A 21031-nucleotide genomic window follows, 5' to 3' on the forward strand; every position below is an offset into this window, starting at 1 on the left:
ATTTATTGTCACTGCGAACACAAAAAGAATTCTACTCCCTTTTGGGATAACCCTTTAATTTTGCCAACATGTACAGCAGCAGAGGAATGGCCAACCCCAGGAAGTAAAGTAAAATGGTTAAAGGTTGGAGAAACAATTGCCTCAGCTGCGGAACGTTGGTAATGTAAATATTGGCGCCAATAAACACAACCAACCCGTAAACCAACAGTATAATCCGATAACCTTTAAAATTAAACAAGTCTCTGGTTAGGCTGGCGGCGGCATATAATAATACCGCAACAGCAATAAAAAAACCCATCTGCCAAACCATCATCATCACTGCATCCACCCGAGAAAAAAAGCCAATATCTACGGTTCTAATCATACTAACCGTCGGCAACAGCGCTGTCTCGGCATACTTTAAGCCCAGGATAGCAATACTCAGTGTTGCCACCAACAAAGATAGCATAATTATAGTACCGAATATTATAATTTGGCATTTAATTAGCTTATCTTTTTTGTTAATCAGAGGCATTAGCGCAAAAATAATGATTGAGTAAGCTAAATGCCCTCCGATAAAGGTGGTTCCCACCAATGAAGGTTTATATCCGTACTGTAGCACCGGTAAGTATTCTTTTAGATTAATGTTCGGTATATTTAACAGCACCAGCATCACAATCAACCCTAATCCCATGGGCAAGATCACTTCATTCATCCGGGCCGGTACTGAAATACCTAAGAATGACACATATAATGCCGGTATTAAAACTATCAAATGCCATATATAGGGAACACTTTCCGGTTTAAAGGCCACTGACATAATTAAACCAAATTGGATTAAATTTCTAATGCAAAGGACTAAAAAACTTGTAATATAGATACACGTGATCAACCCTCCAAAATATCTGCCCAATAACTTTTTGTTAATCCCTGCCAATGAGTGGTTGGGCAATAACAAACCTAACTTAATAACCATAAAAAAGATCAAACAACCAATAAACGGCGCCAGTAATGCAGAAATCCAAGCATCTCTACCGGTGTATTGGGCCAATTCATTGGGCAAAAATACATGTACTGAAGACAAAGTACAAGCCAGCACTAAAAACGTCGCCTGTTTCGGGGTAATTTTAGTATTGTGCATATTTTTCCTCCGGGACTGTGGTAATCGCTAACCCAGTGTGGACAACCGTAGGTTTAACTGTCACCGTTATCTCTATTTCCGGAAATATCTCTTGTTGCCAACGCTTTTTAAACTCAGCCCAAAGCTCAGGATTGGCAATTTCCACCTCCCGACCAAAGCCCAAAAAGTCCGCCTGTAATATTTGCGCTCGCTCAATGGTGCTTTCCACCTCTCTTTTTATGGCCGCTGCATAAATATTTTCTATTTCCTCGATCACATTGGGATTTTCCAGATTAAGGGGCTTATTAAATTGCCCAATATTGCCCCGAGGCTTAACTTCCACCAACAGACCCACATTGCCGTTTTCTGTGACGGTGACGTTGACAGAGGAATTTGTATTTTCTATTACTAAGCGACCACCCCTGAACTCAATATTAATTAACGTGTTCTTGATTTGATTAGTAATAAAGTTATAACCTCTGGTTTCTGTCGGAGACAAAGAACCAATCATTGTGTCATCTTTAAACACTGCCGCCCCAGAAACATTAAATTTGTCTGTTTCCTCTTTGGCTTGGTAATCGGACAGTGTCACGTCCAGCAAAGAAATCAGATGACTGCTTTCTTCATAAAGTAAATTATTAAAGACATCATCTATCTGCACCTTAATACCTTTACCGTATACATTTAACCCTTCTTCCAATATAGGGGTTATTGCCATCATCGGTACATTTTGTGACCCACGTGGCAGTGATAACAGTTCCTCCAATGGCACACTTGACACCAAAAGGTATGCTTCGCCCCTAATTTCAGCATCCCTAATTAGAAAGTCGATGCACTCGTATATGCCATGTCCTGCCAACCGGTTACTAATTACATAATTCTCACAATGGCCCCAAAAAAACACCATACCGTTTTTGGCCATATCACGGATAGCTAAAAACAAGGTTTCCCCTTTGCCATGAAAAATCACATAACTTTCTTCATTGCCCTGAGCACCCTCACCCTTGGCAAAGGCTTGGGTTTTTGGCACCTGCACATGCACTTGGTATAGCTCAGTGTCGGGATTGTAATCGAAGGCCGCCCCCAGAACAATATTCATATGTTCAATATCCCGATGGGTAACACAGCTTGTCAGCGTCAACACTAAACAAAGACTGATCGGTATTAGCAAAGTAATCTTGGTTAATCTATTCATCTTGATCCCCCCCCCCAGGTGGAATGAATGGCTTGACCCTTTTACTATCCATTGATGGTACCGACTGGGGTCGGTTAACCATCGCCCAACGAGGCAAGCGATAAACGGTATCTTTAAAATCTTTGCCCTGCATTGGTGTTAAAGGGGCCAGATAAGGGACACCAAAGGATGTCAGGCCGGCCATGTATCCCCAGATAGCCAAGGTTGCCGCCACTAAACCAGGCAAGCCAAACAGAGCGGTGATAAACATCAATGGAAACCGCAATAGTCTAAGTGGAACGGTGGCGTTGTATTTGGGGATACTAAAGGAAGCAATGCCGGTAAAGGCCACCACGATCACCACCGATGGCGAAACCAACCCGGCCTGTACTGCCGATTGCCCCAACACCAGTGCCCCCACAATACTAACCGCCTGGCCCACTGCCCTGGGCAGGCGAACGCCGGCTTCCCGCAAAATTTCAAAGGTTACTTCCATAAAAAAGACTTCCAGCACCACCGGAAACGGAACCCCTTCCCTACTGCCGGCAATGGTTAAAGCCAATGCCGTTGGCAGCATCTCCCAGTGGTGAGTGACCAAGGCGATATAAAAAGATGGCAAGATTAAAGTAGCAACAAATGTAAAGTATCTCAAGATGCGAGTAAAGGTGGCAAAATAGAAATTCTGATAATAATCGTCCCCGGCCTGCATAAACTCTGCAAAGGTAGTGGGCACTGTGATGGCAAAGGGGTAACCATCGACAATCACCACCACTCTGCCCTCCAGCAAGCAAGAGACAACGTTATCCGGCCGTTCGGTTTTTAAAACCAATGGAAATAGTGATAACGGGTTATCAAAGAAATATTCAATTATAGTTTCTGTACCCTGTACAGCATCAATCTTGATGGCCTTCAACCGACGTTTAACTTCTGCTACAATGCTGGGATCAGCAACGCCTGCAAGATATCCCACCACCACCAAGGTGTTGCTTCTGGTGCCAACGGTGAATTGTTCAAAACGCAGATCTTTATCCACCAAGCGCCTTCTAATCAAAGTTAAGTTAATCTTTAACGATTCCACCAAGCCATCGTTAGGCCCCTCTATATTCGGTTCGGTTTGCGGTGGCATAATATTTCTATTTTGATAACCAATGGTTTCTGTCACTAGCGCCTGGTTAAAGCCGTCAACAAATATGACGCTATTGCCGTAGAGCACCTGTTGCAAAGCGCTGGCCAAATTGTCGGTAACGGTGACTTTAGATGTGGCCAAGGCTGAGTTGGCCAATTTATCAGCGTTATCTAGCGATTCCTTAGGGGCTATCTGTAGTTTACCGATGATGGCTTCGTTAATGATATCCAAATCCACCATATTTTCTAGGAAAACCAGCAGTGCCGGTCTAGCACCGTTGGCAATTAACAGTTCCCTTAATATCAAGTCGGTAGAATTGCCAAGAACTTTGCGCACCTCTGCCTTGACAGTCTCCAGGTTAGCACTGACGGGATGACTGCTATTTTCGCCTTTGGTTTTACTTGGTTTACTTTTGATGGCAAAGATGTCCTTAATAACTTTTTTAAACACTGTTTGCCTCCGGATAAAAGAATCTATTGGTAATCAGTATAGCGTTTGCACAATAAAACAATTTTATCCAATGGAACAACAAAAGGCACCTCCACAAAGGAGATGCCTGCAGGTTCAATTATAATTCAGCTTCCCGGTAATCATAGACGCGTTTAGTTTTTTTCTCACTGCGGGGTAAATCACCATAGTTTAATGTCTCAATGTCCGCCAGAACACCGATTTTTGATTTGATTAGCCGCTGGCAATGGGCGGCCACCTCGCTATGCTGATAACCAGTCTCCACTTCGATGCGTACCGTCACTTTATCCTTGGCCTTATTTCTGGTTAACACCAGTTGGTATTCACTGCCGGCGCCGGGGGTTTCTTGTAACACAAAGTCAATTTGACCGGGATAGATATTTACCCCTTTAACTTTACACATATCATCACTGCGTCCCAACACTCTACTCATTAATGGGTAGGGTGAACCGCAGCTGCAGCGTTCAACCTTAATACTGGTAATGTCATGGGTACGATAGCGCAGTAGCGGCAAACCCTCTTTGGTTAAAGTGGTAATGACCAATTCCCCCTCTACACCTGGGGGCAGTTGCTGGCCAGTGGCGGGATCAATAATTTCAAACAGCAAATGGTCACTCCAGTAATGCATGCCGTTATGCTCCGGACAATCGATAGCAATGCCGGGGCCATATATCTCTGTCAAACCATAAATGTCAAAGGTGTCAATATTTAGATCAGCTTCAATGCGGGCACGCATTTTGTCACCCCAGCGTTCCGAACCGAAAATGCCTATCCGCAACGCCAGCTGATCCTTTAGTCCCCGGCGGCAAATTTCTTCCGCCAATAGCAGCCCATAGGAGGAGGTGCCCAACAGCACAGTGGTTTGCAGGTCTTGCATCATTTCCAGTTGCTTTTCAGTATTACCCGGGCCCATGGGGATGGCCATGGCACCTAACTTCTCTACTCCCGCCTGAAAACCGATGCCAGCAGTCCACAGACCATAGCCCGGTGTCACCTGCACCCGGTCTCGGTTGGTTACCCCCACCATTTGCATGCAACGGGACATCATCACCGCCCAGGTGTCTACGTCCCTTTGGGTGTAGGGTATTATCACCGGTTTGCCGGTGGTGCCAGATGAGGAGTGAATGCGGACCACTTGTTCTTCCGGCGCTGCCATCATACCCAGCGGATAGGTTTCCCGCAATTCCGCCTTGGTGGTAAAGGGCACCCGAGCCAAATCCTTAATGGTGCGAATGTCCCCGGGCTTAATACCATGTTGATCTAACTTTTGACGATAATAGGGGGAATTTCGATATACCAGATCAATCATCTTTTGCAAGCTTTGTTCTTGTTGAGTATACAACTGTTCAAAGTCAAAGCTTTCCTTTATCGACTCTATGGCCACTGCCACGTTATTGCACCTCCATGGCCTGGAAACCTAACTGAAAGGCCCGGCTGTTAATCTCTTTAAATTTAGCTGGCACCGCTTGTAATACCCGCCCCAACAGATGGTCTTTGGTGAAGGGCAACAGATTGGTGGCAGCCAACGCCCCCAGCAGTACAATGTTGGTGGTCTTGGTGGTACCTGCCTGGGCTGCTAAATCTGTGGCGTCAAACAAATGTAAATCAGTAACATTATTGTGCATATAATCAATTAGCTGATCCCTGTTATAATGGCAAAGGCCCAAAGCAGCCGTTACCGGATAAATAGTTTTGTTGTTGGCAATCACCGTTCCTTGGGGTTTTAATTTGGGCAATCCCCGAACTGTTTCAGCCAATTCAAAGCCCAGCAGTACATCTGCTGTGCCATCGGGTATCACCGCACCGTTAAGGTCTTCCCCGATGCGCACTTGGCTCATTACCACCCCTTCCCTTTGGGCCATACCAATGGCTTCCGAGGTGCGCACAGAATAACCGGCATCCAGCGCTGCTTGGGCCAATATCCGCGAAGCCAACACGTTGCCTTGGCCACCAACGCCGGTGATCACAATATCTAATTTCATATTAACGCACCTCCTCTATGGCATGGGCTGGGCAAACCTGAGCACAAAGGCCACAACCACTGCAACTGCTAACGTCTATCGCCGGTTGATCATCCTGCAGAGTGATTGCTGAACAACCCAGTTCCTCTATACAAACCCGACACTCTAGGCAGAGTTCGGCATTAATTTTTTTAGGCAATTGTTTGGGTCGGTTTTTTAACGCTACGCATTGGCGGCGCATCACCACCACCGCAGGGCCGTCAAAGTTGATGGCCTCTGCCGCTGCCGCTTTGGCCGCCGCTAAGTCATAGGGGTCTGCCTCTAATACTTTCTCCACCCCCAGGGCAGAAACAATTTTAACAATGTCTAAATTAACTGTTTGCTGGCCGGTGGCGGTACATCCTAACCCGGGATGGGGCTGGTGCCCAGTCATGGCGGTGGTGCGGTTATCCAGCACCACCAACGTAATGTTGGCCCGATTATAAACGGCATTGATTAGGCCTGGAATACCGGTATGGAAAAAGGTGGAGTCACCTAAAAAAGCAATATGTTGGCGTTTCGGTTCCACCCGTTGCATTCCGCTGGCAATGTTAACACTGGCTCCCATGCACAGGCATGTATCTGTGGCATTGAGTGGTGCCATATTGCCCAATGTGTAGCAACCAATGTCACCGGCAAATACCGCATCTTTATCCGCCACTTGTTTAAAGGCGTAGAAGGAAGCGCGGTGTGGGCAACCGGCACACAATACCGGCGGCCGCATCGGCAAAGCCGGCAACGGCAGGGTTTGGTTGTTTGACAACTTTATGCCTAGGAAAGAGGCAATACTTTGGGCTACTTTGTCTACATTGAGTTCCCCTTCCCGCGGTACGTATAAGGCTTTACCTTTTATGGTCAGCGGCAGTTGGTTTTCCCAAGCCAGTTTAATCAATTGGTCTTCCACCACCGGCTCTTGTTCTTCCACCACCAATATCCGATCGTGCCTTTGCATAAATTCTAACGCCAGTTGTTGAGGCAGTGGATATGGAGTACCGATTTTTAGTAGCGAAAGCTCTACTCCCAGTTTGGCGATGGCCTCTTTCACATAGTTATAAGAAACGCCGCAGGCCACCACGCCAATTTTGCCCCGATATGTGGCGGTGTTATAATGAAGCAATGAAAAAATCTCCGCTGCTTTTTGCTGTTGCTGATTTAACCAAATGTGCTGTTTAATGGCCAAGCTGGGGAAAATCACCCACTTGGGGCTTTTTTCAAACCCAGTGGCTTGATGTTGCTGCCTCTGTTGGCTGACCGTTACATCCTGACAAACGTGACAAGTGCGGGTGGTTGGCCGCAATATCACCGGCAATCCCAGTTGTTCGGATATGTCAAAGGCTGACACCATCATATCCTTTGCCTCTTGGGGAGTGGCCGGGTCCAATACCGGCAGTTTAGCAAATTGAGCAAACTTGCGGGTGTCCTGTTCGTTTTGAGAACTGTGGGGGCCTGGGTCATCGGCCACCACCACCACCAAACCACCTTTAATGCCAATATAAGCCAGCGTCATCAACGGATCAGCCGCCACATTTAAACCCACTTGTTTCATGGTTACCAACGCCCGGGCGCCGGCGTAGCAAGCCCCCGCCGCCACTTCCAACGCAACTTTTTCGTTGGTTGACCATTCGGCGTAAATACCGTTATCCTCAGCCATGGCTGCCAAAGTGCTAAATATCTCTGAAGAGGGGGTGCCTGGGTAAGCTGCTGCCACTTGCACCCCGGCTTCCACCGCCCCATAAGCCATGGCTTCATTGCCCATCAATAACTTTTTCATCGTCTAAGCCTCCAATATGAAATACAGAATTATGCCAGTATTTGAAATACATAAAAACACAAAAAAACCAGGCAACTAAATTGCCTGGTTAATTAACTATAATAAAACTCCACTCACCTTAACCTAGGCTCAGCTCTACTCATCTAAACTCTGCTCAATGTGTAATTTTTAAGGCTCGGTAACAACAACTCTCAACTAACTTAGAATAAATATTAACATATATTACACTTTGTGTCACGTTGTTTTTGTGATATTACTTACCAAAGGGGCAATGGGGGTAGTGGCAAACTTTGCAATTGCTACAAAGACCGCCGTAGCCAAGGTTGGCAATATCCTGCCTAATTAATTTTTCACCGGCCAATATGCGAGGCAATACTAAGTCTAACACTGTGGTTTTGGAGTACATACCACAGGCTGGCATACCCAACAACGGCACATCATCATCCAAATAAGCCAACATAAACATCGCCCCCGGCAACACCGGAGAGCCATAGGTAACCACCTGTGCTCCGGTGGCGCGAATGGCGTCCGGTGTCACGTCATCCGGGTCCACCGACATACCGCCGGCACAGATAATCAACTCCATGCCTTTGGCCTTCAAATCTAAGATGGTATTAGTAATTGCCTCGCTGTCATCCGGCTGGTAAACAGTTTCCACCAAACCTGCCCCGTATTGCTGTACCTTTTCAGTCAGTATCTGACGGTATTTGTCTTCGATGCGCCCGTAATAAACTTCATTGCCGGTAATTATTGCCGCCACCTTCAGGTTAGCCAATGGCAAAACCTTGATCACTTCTCCATAGACCTTGGCTTGTTGCTCCACTTCTGTGATAATACTTTTATCGATCACCAACGGCACCACTTTAGCGGCAGCCAGCAAATCCCCAGGGTTAACAACAATGTTGGAGTGTTTAGTGGACACCGCAATATGACCGGCAGCGTTAATGACCGCAACGGCCTCCGGATTTATTTTTAGCAATCCTCCCACTTGGGCGATTAAATTAACTCGCCCTTCTGATGCCACAGAATATTGGACATTGGTGCCGCACACTGCCTGGGCAATGCGAATGGCAGCATCATTTTCATGCAACTGCTCGTCGGTTAACTCAATTAGATAAATATGTTCTTTGCCAATATCCTTTAAATGAGAGATATCCTCTGCTGTAATTACATGTCCCTTATGAAAGGCCGGCCCTTTGTAACTGCCGGGCACAATTTTAGTAAGTTCGTGACCCAACACCATGCCCACTGCCTCTTCCACCTTTACTTTTTTAAATGTCATCTTCTGCCTCCCTGATTAGCCCCCTTGACTAAAGACTTCTATAACAATAATTTAGACCTGGCTTGCTTGGCAAAATAGCAACGCCTCTAAAACCCCACCGCCAATGGCCCGGGCTTTATCAGAAATGGTAAAACAGTGTTCTGGTGCACAACGGGGGTCAATATCACCAATTTTCAATCCCGCAGGAACAGCAATGCCATCATTTAATAATCCTCGCAACACCCCAGAAATGGTGGCAATAACCGGTTCATGATCCACATAGGCCACCACCTGGCCAGCATTAACTAGATCACCAATTTTGCTGTGTCCTATAAATATCCCGGCACAGGGTGCCCGTAAAATTCTCTCTTTATTATAACCGCCAATATCACCAGGCACCCCGGTATCCGCAATGGCCTGGCCCTCAGTAATTACCCGACCCAAATAATGACCGCGCATGGTTTCCACCACCAAATTGACATCCTTACCGGCAGTAAACCCAGGTCCTAACCCCACCACCACCGGGGCATCGTTAATGTTTGTACCAACATTAATTTTAGCCATAATGGCATCCACCACCGCCCAGGGCTGTAGTTGCTTAACAATCTCCGCCGTTGGATCCACCACCACCGGTACTTTGCCCTGATTTAAGGCCGAGTTAATACCTGTAAATTTAGTCTTAATTGCTGTTATCTGTTCCACAGTCACCTGCTGGCAAAATATCGCCTGGGCAAAGGCCACCGTTCTGCGAATTACCAGAGGCTGAGCCAATTCAGTCATCACCACCGCGAACCCGCTTCGCACTAAGCGATGGGCCACTCCAGTGGCTAAATCCCCTGCACCCTTTACCACAACCGTTCGTTTCATTATATCTAAAGCCCCCTAAGTAGTATATCCCTTGAGTAATTATCGCAATTTAATACTAATTACTTTAAAGGCTTAATGCAATAATATTAACAGTAACTAGATAAAAAAGACATACAATACAGTGTATGCCTTGTTAATTCAATTATTCCTTGCCAGCTGGCTGTGAAATTTATGATATGCCAAGTGAGTAAAGCATATTTTTTATATACTAAGGCAAAATAACCTTGCATGATTATACGCATTAACTTCTGTGCCCTGCCACAAGGCAGGTTTTTTTATGCCTATAGTCGAAACAATAATTTTTTAGATCACTCAAAGCCGTTAAAGGGAACTCCATTAACGGCTGGGCAGCTACAATTTTCTTTGTCATTACAGTTCATAATCACCGGCAGCCTCCGGCTGATAAAGAATTGCTTGTACTTTTAGTTGTACCACACCGTTGGGCACTTTCCAATCAACTATCTCCCCCACCCGATAGCCCAATATGGCCGTTCCTATGGGAGCCAAAATTGATATTTTGTCCTGGGATAAGTCAGCATCTTCAGGGTATACCAGTGTATAAACCATTTCTTCATCGGCATCTAAATCCACCAACTCTACTTTAGAGTTCATGGTTACCACATCCGAAGGTATATCCTTGGGTTCCACCACCTGAGCTTTTTCCAACTCATTGCTCAAATCCTTTAAATATTCCCTACTGCCGGGGTTAAACTCCCTTTCTTTACTAATCAGTTTTTCCAATCTTTCTTTATCCACTTTAGTGATATATATCCTTCTAGAATTACTCATGTCGTATTACCTCCGCCAAATAATACTTTGTTATTGGAATATATTAGTATTATATAAAATATTTGTTAGGAAGTAAACGATTAAAACCAATGCGACAACGGTAACTGAAATATACAGCTCGTTGTCGCATTTAAGTACTATTTTTTGCAACTTTCAGCCGCTACGCCAACATCAAAACCAAAGCATGAATTACAGCGGTCTAGAACTTTAGGAATTCGTTCTACCCGTGCCCCACCACCAACCAATGGCAACACAACGTTATGGGTTCTAAACAATTTTACCAGCACATCAAAGGGGAAGAGCAGGAAGATAACACTCAGGTTGCCGAGATTTAAAACGAAGCAATCATCTGGATCAAAATCTGGAGTTACATTGACACAGGCGCCTTCAGCAGATAAAAAATCCGCTAAGCTAATTCCACCCAAAATGTCTAAATCATTGCCATCTGTTGGGAAAGGTGCCAAGTATTCAAAATCATCACGATCTATTGCTTTAACAAAACTAGCTCTAAACTCTTGACATTGTGGTCGATTGTCTTTATCAAAAAGTTTCATGCAGACAACGTACTCAACACACAATTGCATTTTATCGCAGTTAAATATTGCACTTTTTTTAACCACTTCGACATTGTCAATTTGACAGGCACACACAACCGATGGTAAAACCACAAAGGGAGGTAAAGTAAACCCATTGCCCAGCACAACAGAATTATTGTCTGCCCTTTCATAGCTGCCATGTTTTAAACTTTCTTTAACTTTAGCCAATTCTGCTTTGGAAGTCATTAGCTGTCCACCACCAAAGTTGATAAAAGGGTAAAACTCCTGTTCATCAATGGCAAAGTCCACTTCCGCACAAATGGCTACAGTAGCCTCTTGTCTGTTTTTTTCTTTTTCTTTAATCATAATCCAACCTCCTAATTTCCAGGCACTCCCAGCCCGCTATATGTTTCATAATATGTAATATTATGGCAAGTGGTTACTGGGCATAGAATTATATTTACTTTTTAACAACAAAAGGGCTGTTTGGGAGCTAATTAAACTCAAACCACAAACAGCCCTCGTCAGAGTACTTAATGGCTTTTACTCTTTAATTTTTTGTGCCACCGATGTGAAACAGGTGTTACAGCGGTCAATGGTTTTGGTTATTTTTTCCACCGGCGGCCCCAGCGTTATTAACGGCAACGTCACATTTTGAGTTCTAAATAATTTAACCAACACCTCAAAGGGGAAGGTTAGAAAAACGGCACTGAAGTCGTCATAGCTGACCACAAAGCAGTCTTCAGCATCAAAAACCGGGGTAACGTGGACACAGGTACCTTCGGCACTTAAAAAATCTGATAGTGCAATGCCGCTTCCACTACCAAAGGGTGGTAGGTAAGCAAAGTCATAGCGGTCAATTTCTTTTGTAAAGGAGGCCTTAATTTCTTGACACTGGGGCTGGTGCTCTATGTCAAATAGTTTTAAGCAAACAATATACTCTACACACAGTAGCAATCGATCACAGTTAAATGTCACGCTTTTATTAACCACTTCTACATTATCAATTTGGCAATCACACACCGTAGAGGGGAGCACCAAAAAGGGGCTAAAAATGCCAAAGCCATTTTTAAATTCTAGTCGGTTATTGTCTATCTTTTGATAATCTTGCTTTCTTATTACTCCTTTAATATTTTTGTAATCATCTTTGGCACCATTAAAATCATCCACAAAGGGAAAAAACAATTGATTATCAATGGCATAATCTACATCAGCACACAATCTCACCGTTCCTTGTCTGGTTAAAAGTTCATCACTCATAATTATTATATCCTCCTTCAAATTACAATTAAGACATTATTTGCCTTGTCAATTACTACATGGTATTACATTTTGTACCAAGTTGTTACCGCTACATTTTTGGTATATTTTCCCACAACGGTGCAGATTAAATAGATTTTTTTTGGTATTAAGGTAACTCTTTGCAACAAAAAACCATAATATGTACTAGTTGGTTAATTATTTCATTAGAAGGAGGAACGGAGCAGTGTCTGTTTTGCTGAGTGAGGTCATTAAAAACCTAAAAGTTGACGGCAAAGATAATAAAATGCTAGACCTACTGGACATCTGCGTGCCACTGGTGTTTGCCAAAACTGGCAACATAAAAGCATATAAAGAAAGCGTTTTGAAGTTTCCTGCCGTTTATTGTGATGTTAAATGCAAAGATGTTTACATCACCAGTCGAGCTGTTGCCATGGACTGCAACCAGTTACTGGTTTGTTTGAATTACAATGCTGAGTATATTTTTGTACCGATAAATGGTGAGCGATTTAGCAAAACCTTTAAATCCCAAGTGGTAATTAAGGTGCCTAAAGATCATTTCAGAACTGCAAAGGGTTCACACATTAACACCTTTGATTTTCTCAATGGCGCCGGCACCTTTGTGAAGGTAAAGAAAATTGATTGTCACAATGCTGGCTGCCAGCCCCAATCTAACAATCAGCAACCGGAAACGCTGGTTAAGACATTATTCAAGTTCATCTTCGAGGTAAAAATGTTTAGGGATCATAATATTCAAGTACCCGGCATTGACTCGCGACCGGTGGAACGGTTGCCGGTGCAAACAAAGAGTTGTAGTGTACCACCCACTATACTCCCACCCCAACGCGATGAAGTGCAGCCTTTGGCTGAATAATAACCACCATACAATGTGAGGGCGACAGCAGGAAATCTCCTTGCTGTCGCCCTTATTTGCAATATTATCGTTTAATACCACTTCCAGGTGGCACAGCATTTACAGTACATGGCCCGGTAATGACCGGGTCTTCTAAATTGGTGGCCGTTGCTGTGGCTTGTTCGTTGGTAATCACTGCCGCGGTGGTAACATCAATTATTTCAGAGGTCACTGTCAACAAATCAAAATCGCCAGCTGCTAATGTACCTAGGTTCCAGGTGATGTCTTGGTTGGTATAAGGCCCTGCGGGGGATTAATTTGGTACTTACTAGCAAACAGGTTATGGTTACTCTTCCATTTTATGTAACATAACATTTTACCAGCGCATAGACTAACAGTATCAATATTAAAAAGGAGAGTGTGCACTTTATGGCCAAAAAGCAAACTCCATTTACCCCTATCGCAGACGCTTTTAAAGAAAAACTTATGGAAGCAATCCAACAAGAAAATAAAGGGGAAGCAATCAAAAAAGCAGTTGATGAATTTGTAGCAGAAATGGGAGCAACTGCTAAGAAATTTAACAATCGTAGCAAATAATTACATTTTTTAACTATAGGGATTCTTCGCCAGCACTCAGAATGACAGGTAATCACCATTTGTCACTCTGAACTGAACGAAGAATCTCTACTTTTTTAAACACAATTAAAGGGAATGTCCTTAAACATTCCCTTTAATGCTATGCGTCACCTACATTTACATTTGAATCCTCCGCCTGCTGAATGTCCCTTTGGCAAAGCACAACCATTTTCGCCTCATTCTCCGCTGCATCGGTATGCACTTTAACGCCATTGATAGTTAGGTTACCCTCTTTATCCAGCACCACATTAATTAACTTGCCTAAGTCCTCAACTTTAACTGCACCAACGTAACCTGGGCTTAACATGAACAATTGCACAATTGTCTGATAGACAACAGCTTTTGCTCCATCACCGGTGGCAATGGCCCGGGAATCCCCTTGCACTGCAGAGTTACGGGCTTGGCATTGTCCGGCATCCACACTGTTATTTAATTCTTTTTTCACATTAATCTCTCCCTTAGGTAAAAGGCTATTTAAAATATAGTATGATAAAGTATTGTTTTGGTGAATATTGCCAATAAAATAAAAAACCCGTGATTGCATCTTGAATCACGGGTTTTGGTTAGCACTAGTCAGCTAAATCAGCATTGATATTGAGCGCGATAAATTGCGTATTTTCAATAACTTGGGTAATGATATTATTTTGAGTTACAGATGCGGTTACACTGGCAAAACTTTGATCAATGGCAATAGCAATGGCGTCGCCCATTTCGCTATCATTAAATTGGTCGCTGTTGTTTGTGGCCTCTTGTTCAATTTCCTGATCAGCCTTTAGTAGGTCATCAATTTCAAGTCCATCAAAGAAATTTTTGTCCATTTTTTTGTCATCCATATTATTTACCTCCTTCTGAGGTGTTATTTTGACTACTTCTTTGTTGACCAACAGTAATGGTGTTTAAACCCTGGCCTAGTTTAGCAGCGGGAATTTTTCTGCCATTAACTATTAAATTACCTTCATTATCATTCTCTACTTTTAAACTGCTACCCATTTGAGACAATAACGGAATGCCATTAAATAAACCAGCAACATCATCTACATTGGCATTAATGGGAATATGGAACTGATCAATTACCTGCACGGCCTCGTTAGTCTGGAAGACATCGCTGGTAACCACCGCATAACTCTCGCAATCAATGGCAACTGCAATGGCACTTCCCTTTTTGCTACGGTTAGCCTGGCTGGAGTTATTTTTGGCCTCCTGTTCTATTTCTTGTTGTACTTTGTCTACCGAGGCACCGTCATCAAAAATAGCATTCGGTGACACTAATTTACTCTTCATAAATATTCCTCCTTGTTATTTGGGAATTAGTCAATTAAGGCTGTTTATAATTAGCCAATAATTCCCTCCCTTCTAGGGAAATTAATGTAATGTTTTACTATTGATATACTATGTACCAGTTATTAATTTGGTGAAAAATGTCAGTAAAGAAAATACCTTCCATTATAACCAAATTATGCACCAGTCTCCGCATAAAATTGTTATCTTATTTAAAGCGTTAGCATAGAATGTCCATCACAAAAAAGCGACAACAAAGAGTTTATCTCCGTTGTCGCTTTTTATTACAAAGCGGTTTTAATGCCAGGAATACTCATAACCTTTGGGCAACATGTGGCGTACTCCGACATCATCCCCACCATGCCAACCCCGTACTCTACTAAAATTAATAAATAGTGCTCAGCTGGATAACCTTTGACTGCCCAACAAATAAAATCCCGCAGGGTGCATGGGTCAGACATACCAATATTTCCCAAGTTAGGCTGAAGTTGAGAATAAAAAAATTCCCTACCCTTTAGTCTTTTTTGGATTTGGATCCTCTGTCACCAAATCCAACTGTACCTTTCCACCGGATTTTCCCACCACAACCCGCTGTGGATTTAACATAACGGCTTTACCGTTTCTTGTTTGTTTGGCCTTTAGTATTTTAAGTTGGTTTAAATTTAAGTCACGGGGCAATTGATCTGGTTTATAGGTACACCGAGTGTCCAATTGACTTAATTTTGATGCTCTGGGCTGGTCCATTATTTCACCTCCCATTCACTAACTATTCTCGGCAGGTCTTCTTTTTCGGTTCCTCACATTTTGTTTTTTTGCAGGGGACAGGTTGAAAGCAGTCTTGGTCACACCAAAGTGGAAACAACATATATTTGCCTGCTGGTACGCATATAGCATAAAAACCTTCATCATCGGTCATGCCCAGGTAGTCTTTGCCGGTATCCAAATTGACAGCTTTAACCAACACTCCAGATACCGGTGGTGTTTCAGGGGCGGTATCACAAAATACAAAACCGGACAGGATGCCACACTTTAATTTATGTCTTCCCACCAACAGTGAGGTGCACACTTGTTCTTGTTTACCGACTTTAACAAACTCTAGGTCGGTGGTAAAGGCTTTACCCATTTTAGCTCCTCCTTCAATCAATCTATGTTGTTTTAAGCACAGTTACTATAAAATATTCTACATTGACAAAATTTGTTACTAAAAGATATAAAATAGCAAAGATTTCTGCAAACTAAAAAGGGTGTTAACAGACACCCGTTAACACCCATACTTTTAGAGTTATCCTTCACCGTTATCGTCGCCGTTACCATTGTCGCAACCGCACCCACAACCACACTCAACCGGTTCACAGCAATCTGTGTCACAGCAAAGTACCATAATGTCATAGGTTCCCGGTGGTACACAGATGGCGTAAAAACCATTTTCGTCAGTGATACCTAAGAATTCATTAGGCGTTGCACCGTCCTCTACCACTTCAACCGCTTTAACCAATGCACATGGCAAAGGTGTTGGATTTTCGGGATCAGAAGTATTGCAAAAAACTTGACCTTGCACTGCACCACAGACCCATTCAAATTGGCCGACAAATAAATCATCAACCATAACCTGTTGTTGTGCTGCAACAGTAACACCTAAAACACTATCGGTTCTAAAAGCTATACCCATAAAACAAGCCTCCCTTTATTATATTCAAAGATGCATACTCAATGCCATAATACGTAATCATTTGCCAGTAGGTGTCATATGTTTTATTATATTCTTATCAGCTTGGTCGTTAGACAAAACTTGATACCTTTTATGCCCTGTAACAAAGAGATAAAAGCCCGAGAGGATACATAAAAAAGATATCTTCTCGGGCTTTTTCAATTATAGAGGTTTATATAAAATGGCATGACAATAGGAACTAGTTACTTTGCCTTCAGTTGATGTACGCTGGATAAAAAGTGATATTTGGTGTTTAGCGAGATAAACATTGCCGCTGCCTGGCCCTGGATAAGAAAAGCCAGCGAAACCATTAGAGCGGCATTGGCACCAAAGGACGATACCGCCAAACCAATGGCGGTGGACAGGTTTCTTAAAGATGTACCAAGAACCAAGGCGTAGGCATCAGATTGATTAAAAAACAACCGACCAACGCTGATGGAGATTAAATAATTGATGGCATAAAACAATATTTGTACCATGAATGCCACTACAAATATATTCATACTATCTATTATGCGCTGGGCATTCATGCTGATGCTGGTAAAAATGATATAAACCATTCCCCAAGCACTGGCTGCCGGTAAAAATGGTTTAACACTCTTTCTAAATTCTTCCTCTGTCATTTTACGCAATAATAAAGAATAAGTTGTTATGCCCAATACTAGCGGTAGCATAATTACCATTAGGATAGTTTTTAGGGTTGCCAAAATGTCAATATGAATATATTGACCCACCATCACCAATAAATACCAAGGGGCCAGCAACGAACCCAATATCAAACCAGTCACTGTCAGTTTAATCGCCGCTGCTACATTTCCTTTGGCCATCATTGTATAGGCAATGGTCATATTGGCAGTGGGCAGCAGTGCCGCAATTGCTAACCCAGCAAATAGCTGTGGATCCGCCAATAAAAATGTAGTTCCCAGTAAATAAGCCACCGCAGGAATAACAATAAAGTTAATGCCCATAGCCGTTAGTATTAACTTGCCATGAGAAAAATTAGCAATCTCTTTTAATTTAAACCCTATCATCGTTGGGTAAATCATCAAAACAGTCACCAGTAAAATATGTTTTTTCAATGGAGTGGTTTCAACAAATAAGCCAGTGATAAATCCCACCAGCAACACTATGGGAATAGTAACAGAGAGTTTCCTAGACGGTAATAAAAACAACTTTTTCAACATATAAAATCACCTTTATCATATTCATCTCCTAGGGATGCAGTGAAATTATATAACTAACTAGCAATAATGTCAAATGTAGCTTAGAGGTTATTTGTGTATCAACACCAGTACAAAGCAGTAATGTAGACTTGTATGTGCAGCGGTAAAACAAAGTTAATAATATATATAAAAACAAAGAAATCGAAGGTGATTGGGTTATTTCCACCTTCGATTTCTTTAGCTTTGATCTTGATCTTGTTCTTTTTCATTGTGGTTGATCTTTTCCAACCCAATATCTTCAAGTATTTGGTTAATTAAATCTTTTGACATTTTTCGCCCCCCCTTCTTAATAATTAGTTTATTATAGCACACCAATTAAAACCTGTAAATAGTCGGTGACATTAATTTCATTTTTGTCAATTGCCCAAATATATATGTAAAAAAAGGGGGGAGTTTATGCGGTTTATTGTATTAAAGAAAAAAAGATTGATGGCTTTATTGGTACTGGCCACTCTGTTAATCGTTGTCACTTTCCTTAACAGTAATTACTACCAGCCAGAGTCTCTAAGTAGCCCATCATTCAGCTTTGTGGTAATGAGTGATAGCCAAGGCAACGCCATTAATAATCAAATCAACGAGCGCCGCTTTCGTCAATTATTGACAGAAATAACAGCATCGACAACTGAACCTAACTTTATATTATTTGCTGGAGATATGGTATGGGGCGAAGGCAATATCAAACAACCACTGGCCCGCTGGAAAGACATTGTGGATGATTACTATCCAATTAAACGAGTTTTTCCTGCAATGGGCAATCATGAACATGACCAAGCTGCCTTTAGCAGCGCCTTTGGCCATTTACCGAACAATCAACTGCCAGGATATCAAAGAACTGTTTACTATTTTGACTACAACAACTCGCGTTTTATCGTATTAAACTCCGATCGCGTCGACCAGAAACGCCGTTACATATTGGATGATAAACAATTGGCCTGGTTAGAAAAAACGCTAGCATCCAGCAATAAAACCCACAATTTTGTGATGCTACATGTGCCGGCTTATCCCATTGGTGCTCATTACCAACAGTCACTGGATGCTAACCCCGAGCAACGGGATACCTTTTGGGAATTAATAGATAAATATGACGTTACGGCAGTATTTAATGGTCACGAGCATAACTACAACCGCAGAGTGGTGGACGATTCCTTTGGTGAGTATCAAAACAAAACGCTGCAACTGACCCTGGGGGGTGCTGGTGGCCAATTAAATAATTATGTCCGTGATGATAGGAACGTAGTGGTCGGCCCTGCCGCAGTCTATCATTATTTAACAGTGGAAGTGGCAGGTGCCAGGGCTAATTTTACAGTGTACGATATCAATAACAGAGAAATAGATGCCTTTACCGTTATTCAATAACTCATTGGTAGTGAAATATGGTTTTAAAATAAATTTATTCAAAATAAAAGCGCGGATTACCCTCGCTTTTATTTTGCACGACCTTTATTGGCTCTATAGCCCTTGGAATTACTATATCCCTTTTTACCCCTTATCGAACGGTTTTTGTTTTTATTACCCCATGGTTGCTTTTTAACTCTTACCGGCGGCTCTTCGGTAAGTTTAATTTCACTATTGTCCGGTTCCTTAGTTAACATTTTTAAGGCAGCAGCGATTAGGGCTACAGAATCATGTTCTTCCAACAGTTCTTCGGCCATGGTTTTATATGCTTTGTATTGTCCTTCTTCTAATACTGCCAATAGTTTTTCCACCGTCATGCGTTGTAAACCGGCTACCGTTTCAGTTAATGATGGGATTGGTCTGCGTTTCATTTTCCGTCTGGTAAGACTCTCAATGGTTCTTAGGTGACTCATTTCTCGCGGCGTAACAAAGGTTATTGCTAATCCCTTTTTGCCGGCTCGGCCGGTACGACCAATGCGGTGTACATAACTTTCTGGATCTTGAGGAATGTCGAAGTTGTAAACATGGGTAACCCCACTGATATCTAACCCCCGGGCTGCAACATCGGTGGCCACCAACACCTCCACTAAGCCTTCTTTAAATTTATTGAGGACACTGTTTCTTCTGCCCTGATTTAAGTCACCGTGAATACCTTCAACAGCATAGCCCCGCTTGCTCAAAGCCTCACTAAGCTCATCCACCCGCCGCTTAGTTCTGCCAAATACAATGGCTAAATCAGGTGATTGAATGTCAAGCAAACGACAAAGTACATCAAATTTTTGTCGTTCGGGTAGCTCTATGTATTCTTGTTCGATATTTGGTACAGTAACTTCCTTTGCTTTTACAGAAAACAGTTTTGGGTTAGTCATAAATCTGGCGGCCAACGCCTGAATTGGTTTCGGCATGGTGGCTGAAAACAACATAGTTTGGCGTTCCGAAGGCACTTCTTGCAGAATTAATTCTATGTCCTCTATAAAGCCCATGTTCAACATTTCATCCGCTTCATCAAGTACAACTGCTTGGATAGCTTGGGTACGGATGGTTTTTCTTCTCATATGGTCCATCAGCCGACCGGGTGTAGCCACAATAATACCAGGTCGCAACTTTAATGCTTTAATTTGTCGATTTATATCTTGACCACCATAGATTGGCAGCGCTCGCACTCGTTTATATTGACCAATTTTATTTAGTTCCTCTGCTACTTGTACTGCCAATTCTCTGGTTGGTGTTAAAACCAGTGCTTGAATTTGCTGTTGGTTTGGATCGATTCGTTCAATCAGTGGAATACCATAGGCTGCTGTTTTACCAGTACCGGTTTGAGCCTGTCCAATCAAATCTTTACCCTGCATTGCTGATGGGATAGTAAGTTCCTGAATGGGGGTTGTTTCTTCAAAGCCCATATTGCTAACTGCTTGCAGCACCAATGGGTGAAGTCCTAATTCTTGAAATGTAACCAAATTTCTTATCTCCTTTTAACATAGTTTACATCGGATTATAACTCTAAAAAGGGCAGTTATTCTAGTTATTCAGAATATGCCCTTTTTTCGATTATTTTATTAATCAAGGCCAAATTATCATAACACGCAG

The 21031-nt window shown here is 42.7% G+C and carries 24 protein-coding genes; 3 read left to right on the forward strand and 21 right to left on the reverse strand.

The window, feature by feature from the left end:
* Positions 1 to 31 precede the first annotated feature (31 nt).
* The 11 genes from V6C27_04960 to V6C27_05010 form a co-directional block, all read right to left on the reverse strand.
* Positions 32 to 1120 (reverse strand): endospore germination permease, encoded by a 1089-nt coding sequence (locus V6C27_04960; GenBank protein MEG6615778.1) that lies wholly within the window; start codon positions 1118 to 1120, stop codon positions 32 to 34.
* Positions 1107 to 2294 (reverse strand): Ger(x)C family spore germination protein, encoded by a 1188-nt coding sequence (locus tag V6C27_04965; protein MEG6615779.1) that lies wholly within the window; start codon positions 2292 to 2294, stop codon positions 1107 to 1109. The genes V6C27_04960 and V6C27_04965 overlap by 14 nt, the downstream gene beginning before the upstream one ends.
* A complete protein-coding gene (locus V6C27_04970; protein MEG6615780.1) occupies positions 2287 to 3849 on the reverse strand; it encodes a spore germination protein in 1563 nt (520 codons plus the stop codon). Before V6C27_04970 ends, V6C27_04965 begins: the two co-directional genes overlap by 8 nt.
* Before the next feature lie 118 nt (positions 3850 to 3967).
* Entirely contained in the window at positions 3968 to 5257 is a 1290-nt protein-coding gene (locus V6C27_04975) for a phenylacetate--CoA ligase (protein ID MEG6615781.1), read from the reverse strand.
* Between the two features lies 1 nt (position 5258).
* The gene (locus V6C27_04980) at positions 5259 to 5849 is read right to left on the reverse strand and encodes an indolepyruvate oxidoreductase subunit beta (GenBank protein ID MEG6615782.1); all 591 of its coding nucleotides are present in this window, start codon (positions 5847 to 5849) and stop codon (positions 5259 to 5261) included.
* A gap of 1 nt (position 5850) precedes the next feature.
* Positions 5851 to 7638 carry an indolepyruvate ferredoxin oxidoreductase subunit alpha gene (gene iorA / locus V6C27_04985; protein ID MEG6615783.1) on the reverse strand — a complete coding sequence of 596 codons (1788 nt, stop codon included), beginning with the start codon at positions 7636 to 7638 and terminating at the stop codon, positions 5851 to 5853.
* A 253-nt stretch (positions 7639 to 7891) separates the two neighbouring features.
* Positions 7892 to 8920 (reverse strand): molybdopterin-binding protein, encoded by a 1029-nt coding sequence (locus V6C27_04990; GenBank protein MEG6615784.1) that lies wholly within the window; start codon positions 8918 to 8920, stop codon positions 7892 to 7894.
* A gap of 51 nt (positions 8921 to 8971) precedes the next feature.
* Complete coding sequence (gene yqeB / locus V6C27_04995; GenBank protein MEG6615785.1) at positions 8972 to 9766, reverse strand: selenium-dependent molybdenum cofactor biosynthesis protein YqeB; 795 nt, start codon at positions 9764 to 9766, stop codon at positions 8972 to 8974.
* 369 nt (positions 9767 to 10135) lie between these two features.
* Positions 10136 to 10555, reverse strand: a complete 420-nt coding sequence (gene rnk / locus V6C27_05000; GenBank protein MEG6615786.1) for a nucleoside diphosphate kinase regulator — start codon at positions 10553 to 10555, stop codon at positions 10136 to 10138.
* Positions 10556 to 10692: 137 nt separating this feature from the next.
* Positions 10693 to 11457: a hypothetical protein gene (locus tag V6C27_05005; GenBank protein MEG6615787.1), complete on the reverse strand. Its 765-nt coding sequence runs from the start codon at positions 11455 to 11457 to the stop codon at positions 10693 to 10695.
* A gap of 177 nt (positions 11458 to 11634) precedes the next feature.
* Complete coding sequence (locus tag V6C27_05010) at positions 11635 to 12351, reverse strand: hypothetical protein (protein MEG6615788.1); 717 nt, start codon at positions 12349 to 12351, stop codon at positions 11635 to 11637.
* Positions 12352 to 12577: 226 nt separating this feature from the next.
* Between V6C27_05010 and V6C27_05015 the strand changes: the two genes are divergently transcribed.
* Positions 12578 to 13225: a hypothetical protein gene (locus V6C27_05015; protein MEG6615789.1), complete on the forward strand. Its 648-nt coding sequence runs from the start codon at positions 12578 to 12580 to the stop codon at positions 13223 to 13225.
* 64 nt (positions 13226 to 13289) lie between these two features.
* Here V6C27_05015 and V6C27_05020 read toward each other — a convergent pair whose 3' ends face one another.
* Complete coding sequence (locus tag V6C27_05020; protein ID MEG6615790.1) at positions 13290 to 13445, reverse strand: hypothetical protein; 156 nt, start codon at positions 13443 to 13445, stop codon at positions 13290 to 13292.
* A 188-nt stretch (positions 13446 to 13633) separates the two neighbouring features.
* On the opposite strand from V6C27_05020, the gene V6C27_05025 reads away from it, so the two are divergent.
* Positions 13634 to 13801: a hypothetical protein gene (locus V6C27_05025; GenBank protein MEG6615791.1), complete on the forward strand. Its 168-nt coding sequence runs from the start codon at positions 13634 to 13636 to the stop codon at positions 13799 to 13801.
* A gap of 139 nt (positions 13802 to 13940) precedes the next feature.
* On the opposite strand, the gene V6C27_05030 is transcribed toward V6C27_05025, so the two are convergent.
* The 8 genes from V6C27_05030 to V6C27_05065 form a co-directional block, all read right to left on the reverse strand.
* Positions 13941 to 14285: a hypothetical protein gene (locus V6C27_05030; GenBank protein MEG6615792.1), complete on the reverse strand. Its 345-nt coding sequence runs from the start codon at positions 14283 to 14285 to the stop codon at positions 13941 to 13943.
* A gap of 124 nt (positions 14286 to 14409) precedes the next feature.
* Entirely contained in the window at positions 14410 to 14673 is a 264-nt protein-coding gene (locus V6C27_05035) for a hypothetical protein (protein ID MEG6615793.1), read from the reverse strand.
* Position 14674: 1 nt separating this feature from the next.
* Complete coding sequence (locus V6C27_05040) at positions 14675 to 15121, reverse strand: hypothetical protein (protein MEG6615794.1); 447 nt, start codon at positions 15119 to 15121, stop codon at positions 14675 to 14677.
* Between the two features lie 281 nt (positions 15122 to 15402).
* Positions 15403 to 15594 (reverse strand): hypothetical protein, encoded by a 192-nt coding sequence (locus V6C27_05045; protein ID MEG6615795.1) that lies wholly within the window; start codon positions 15592 to 15594, stop codon positions 15403 to 15405.
* A gap of 31 nt (positions 15595 to 15625) precedes the next feature.
* Positions 15626 to 15862, reverse strand: a complete 237-nt coding sequence (locus V6C27_05050; GenBank protein MEG6615796.1) for a hypothetical protein — start codon at positions 15860 to 15862, stop codon at positions 15626 to 15628.
* A 22-nt stretch (positions 15863 to 15884) separates the two neighbouring features.
* Positions 15885 to 16241, reverse strand: a complete 357-nt coding sequence (locus tag V6C27_05055) for a carboxypeptidase-like regulatory domain-containing protein (protein ID MEG6615797.1) — start codon at positions 16239 to 16241, stop codon at positions 15885 to 15887.
* 159 nt (positions 16242 to 16400) lie between these two features.
* Positions 16401 to 16787 carry a hypothetical protein gene (locus V6C27_05060; protein MEG6615798.1) on the reverse strand — a complete coding sequence of 129 codons (387 nt, stop codon included), beginning with the start codon at positions 16785 to 16787 and terminating at the stop codon, positions 16401 to 16403.
* A 242-nt stretch (positions 16788 to 17029) separates the two neighbouring features.
* Positions 17030 to 18007, reverse strand: coding sequence for a bile acid:sodium symporter (locus V6C27_05065; protein MEG6615799.1), 978 nt, complete (start codon positions 18005 to 18007; stop codon positions 17030 to 17032).
* A gap of 438 nt (positions 18008 to 18445) precedes the next feature.
* On the opposite strand from V6C27_05065, the gene V6C27_05070 reads away from it, so the two are divergent.
* The gene (locus tag V6C27_05070) at positions 18446 to 19405 is read left to right on the forward strand and encodes a metallophosphoesterase (protein ID MEG6615800.1); all 960 of its coding nucleotides are present in this window, start codon (positions 18446 to 18448) and stop codon (positions 19403 to 19405) included.
* Between the two features lie 68 nt (positions 19406 to 19473).
* Here the strand turns inward: V6C27_05070 and V6C27_05075 are convergent, their stop codons facing one another.
* Positions 19474 to 20901, reverse strand: a complete 1428-nt coding sequence (locus V6C27_05075) for a DEAD/DEAH box helicase (GenBank protein MEG6615801.1) — start codon at positions 20899 to 20901, stop codon at positions 19474 to 19476.
* Positions 20902 to 21031 lie beyond the last annotated feature (130 nt).

Source organism: Peptococcaceae bacterium 1198_IL3148, assembly GCA_036763105.1.
Classification (GTDB): Bacteria; Bacillota; Desulfotomaculia; order Desulfotomaculales; family Desulfohalotomaculaceae; genus JBAIYS01.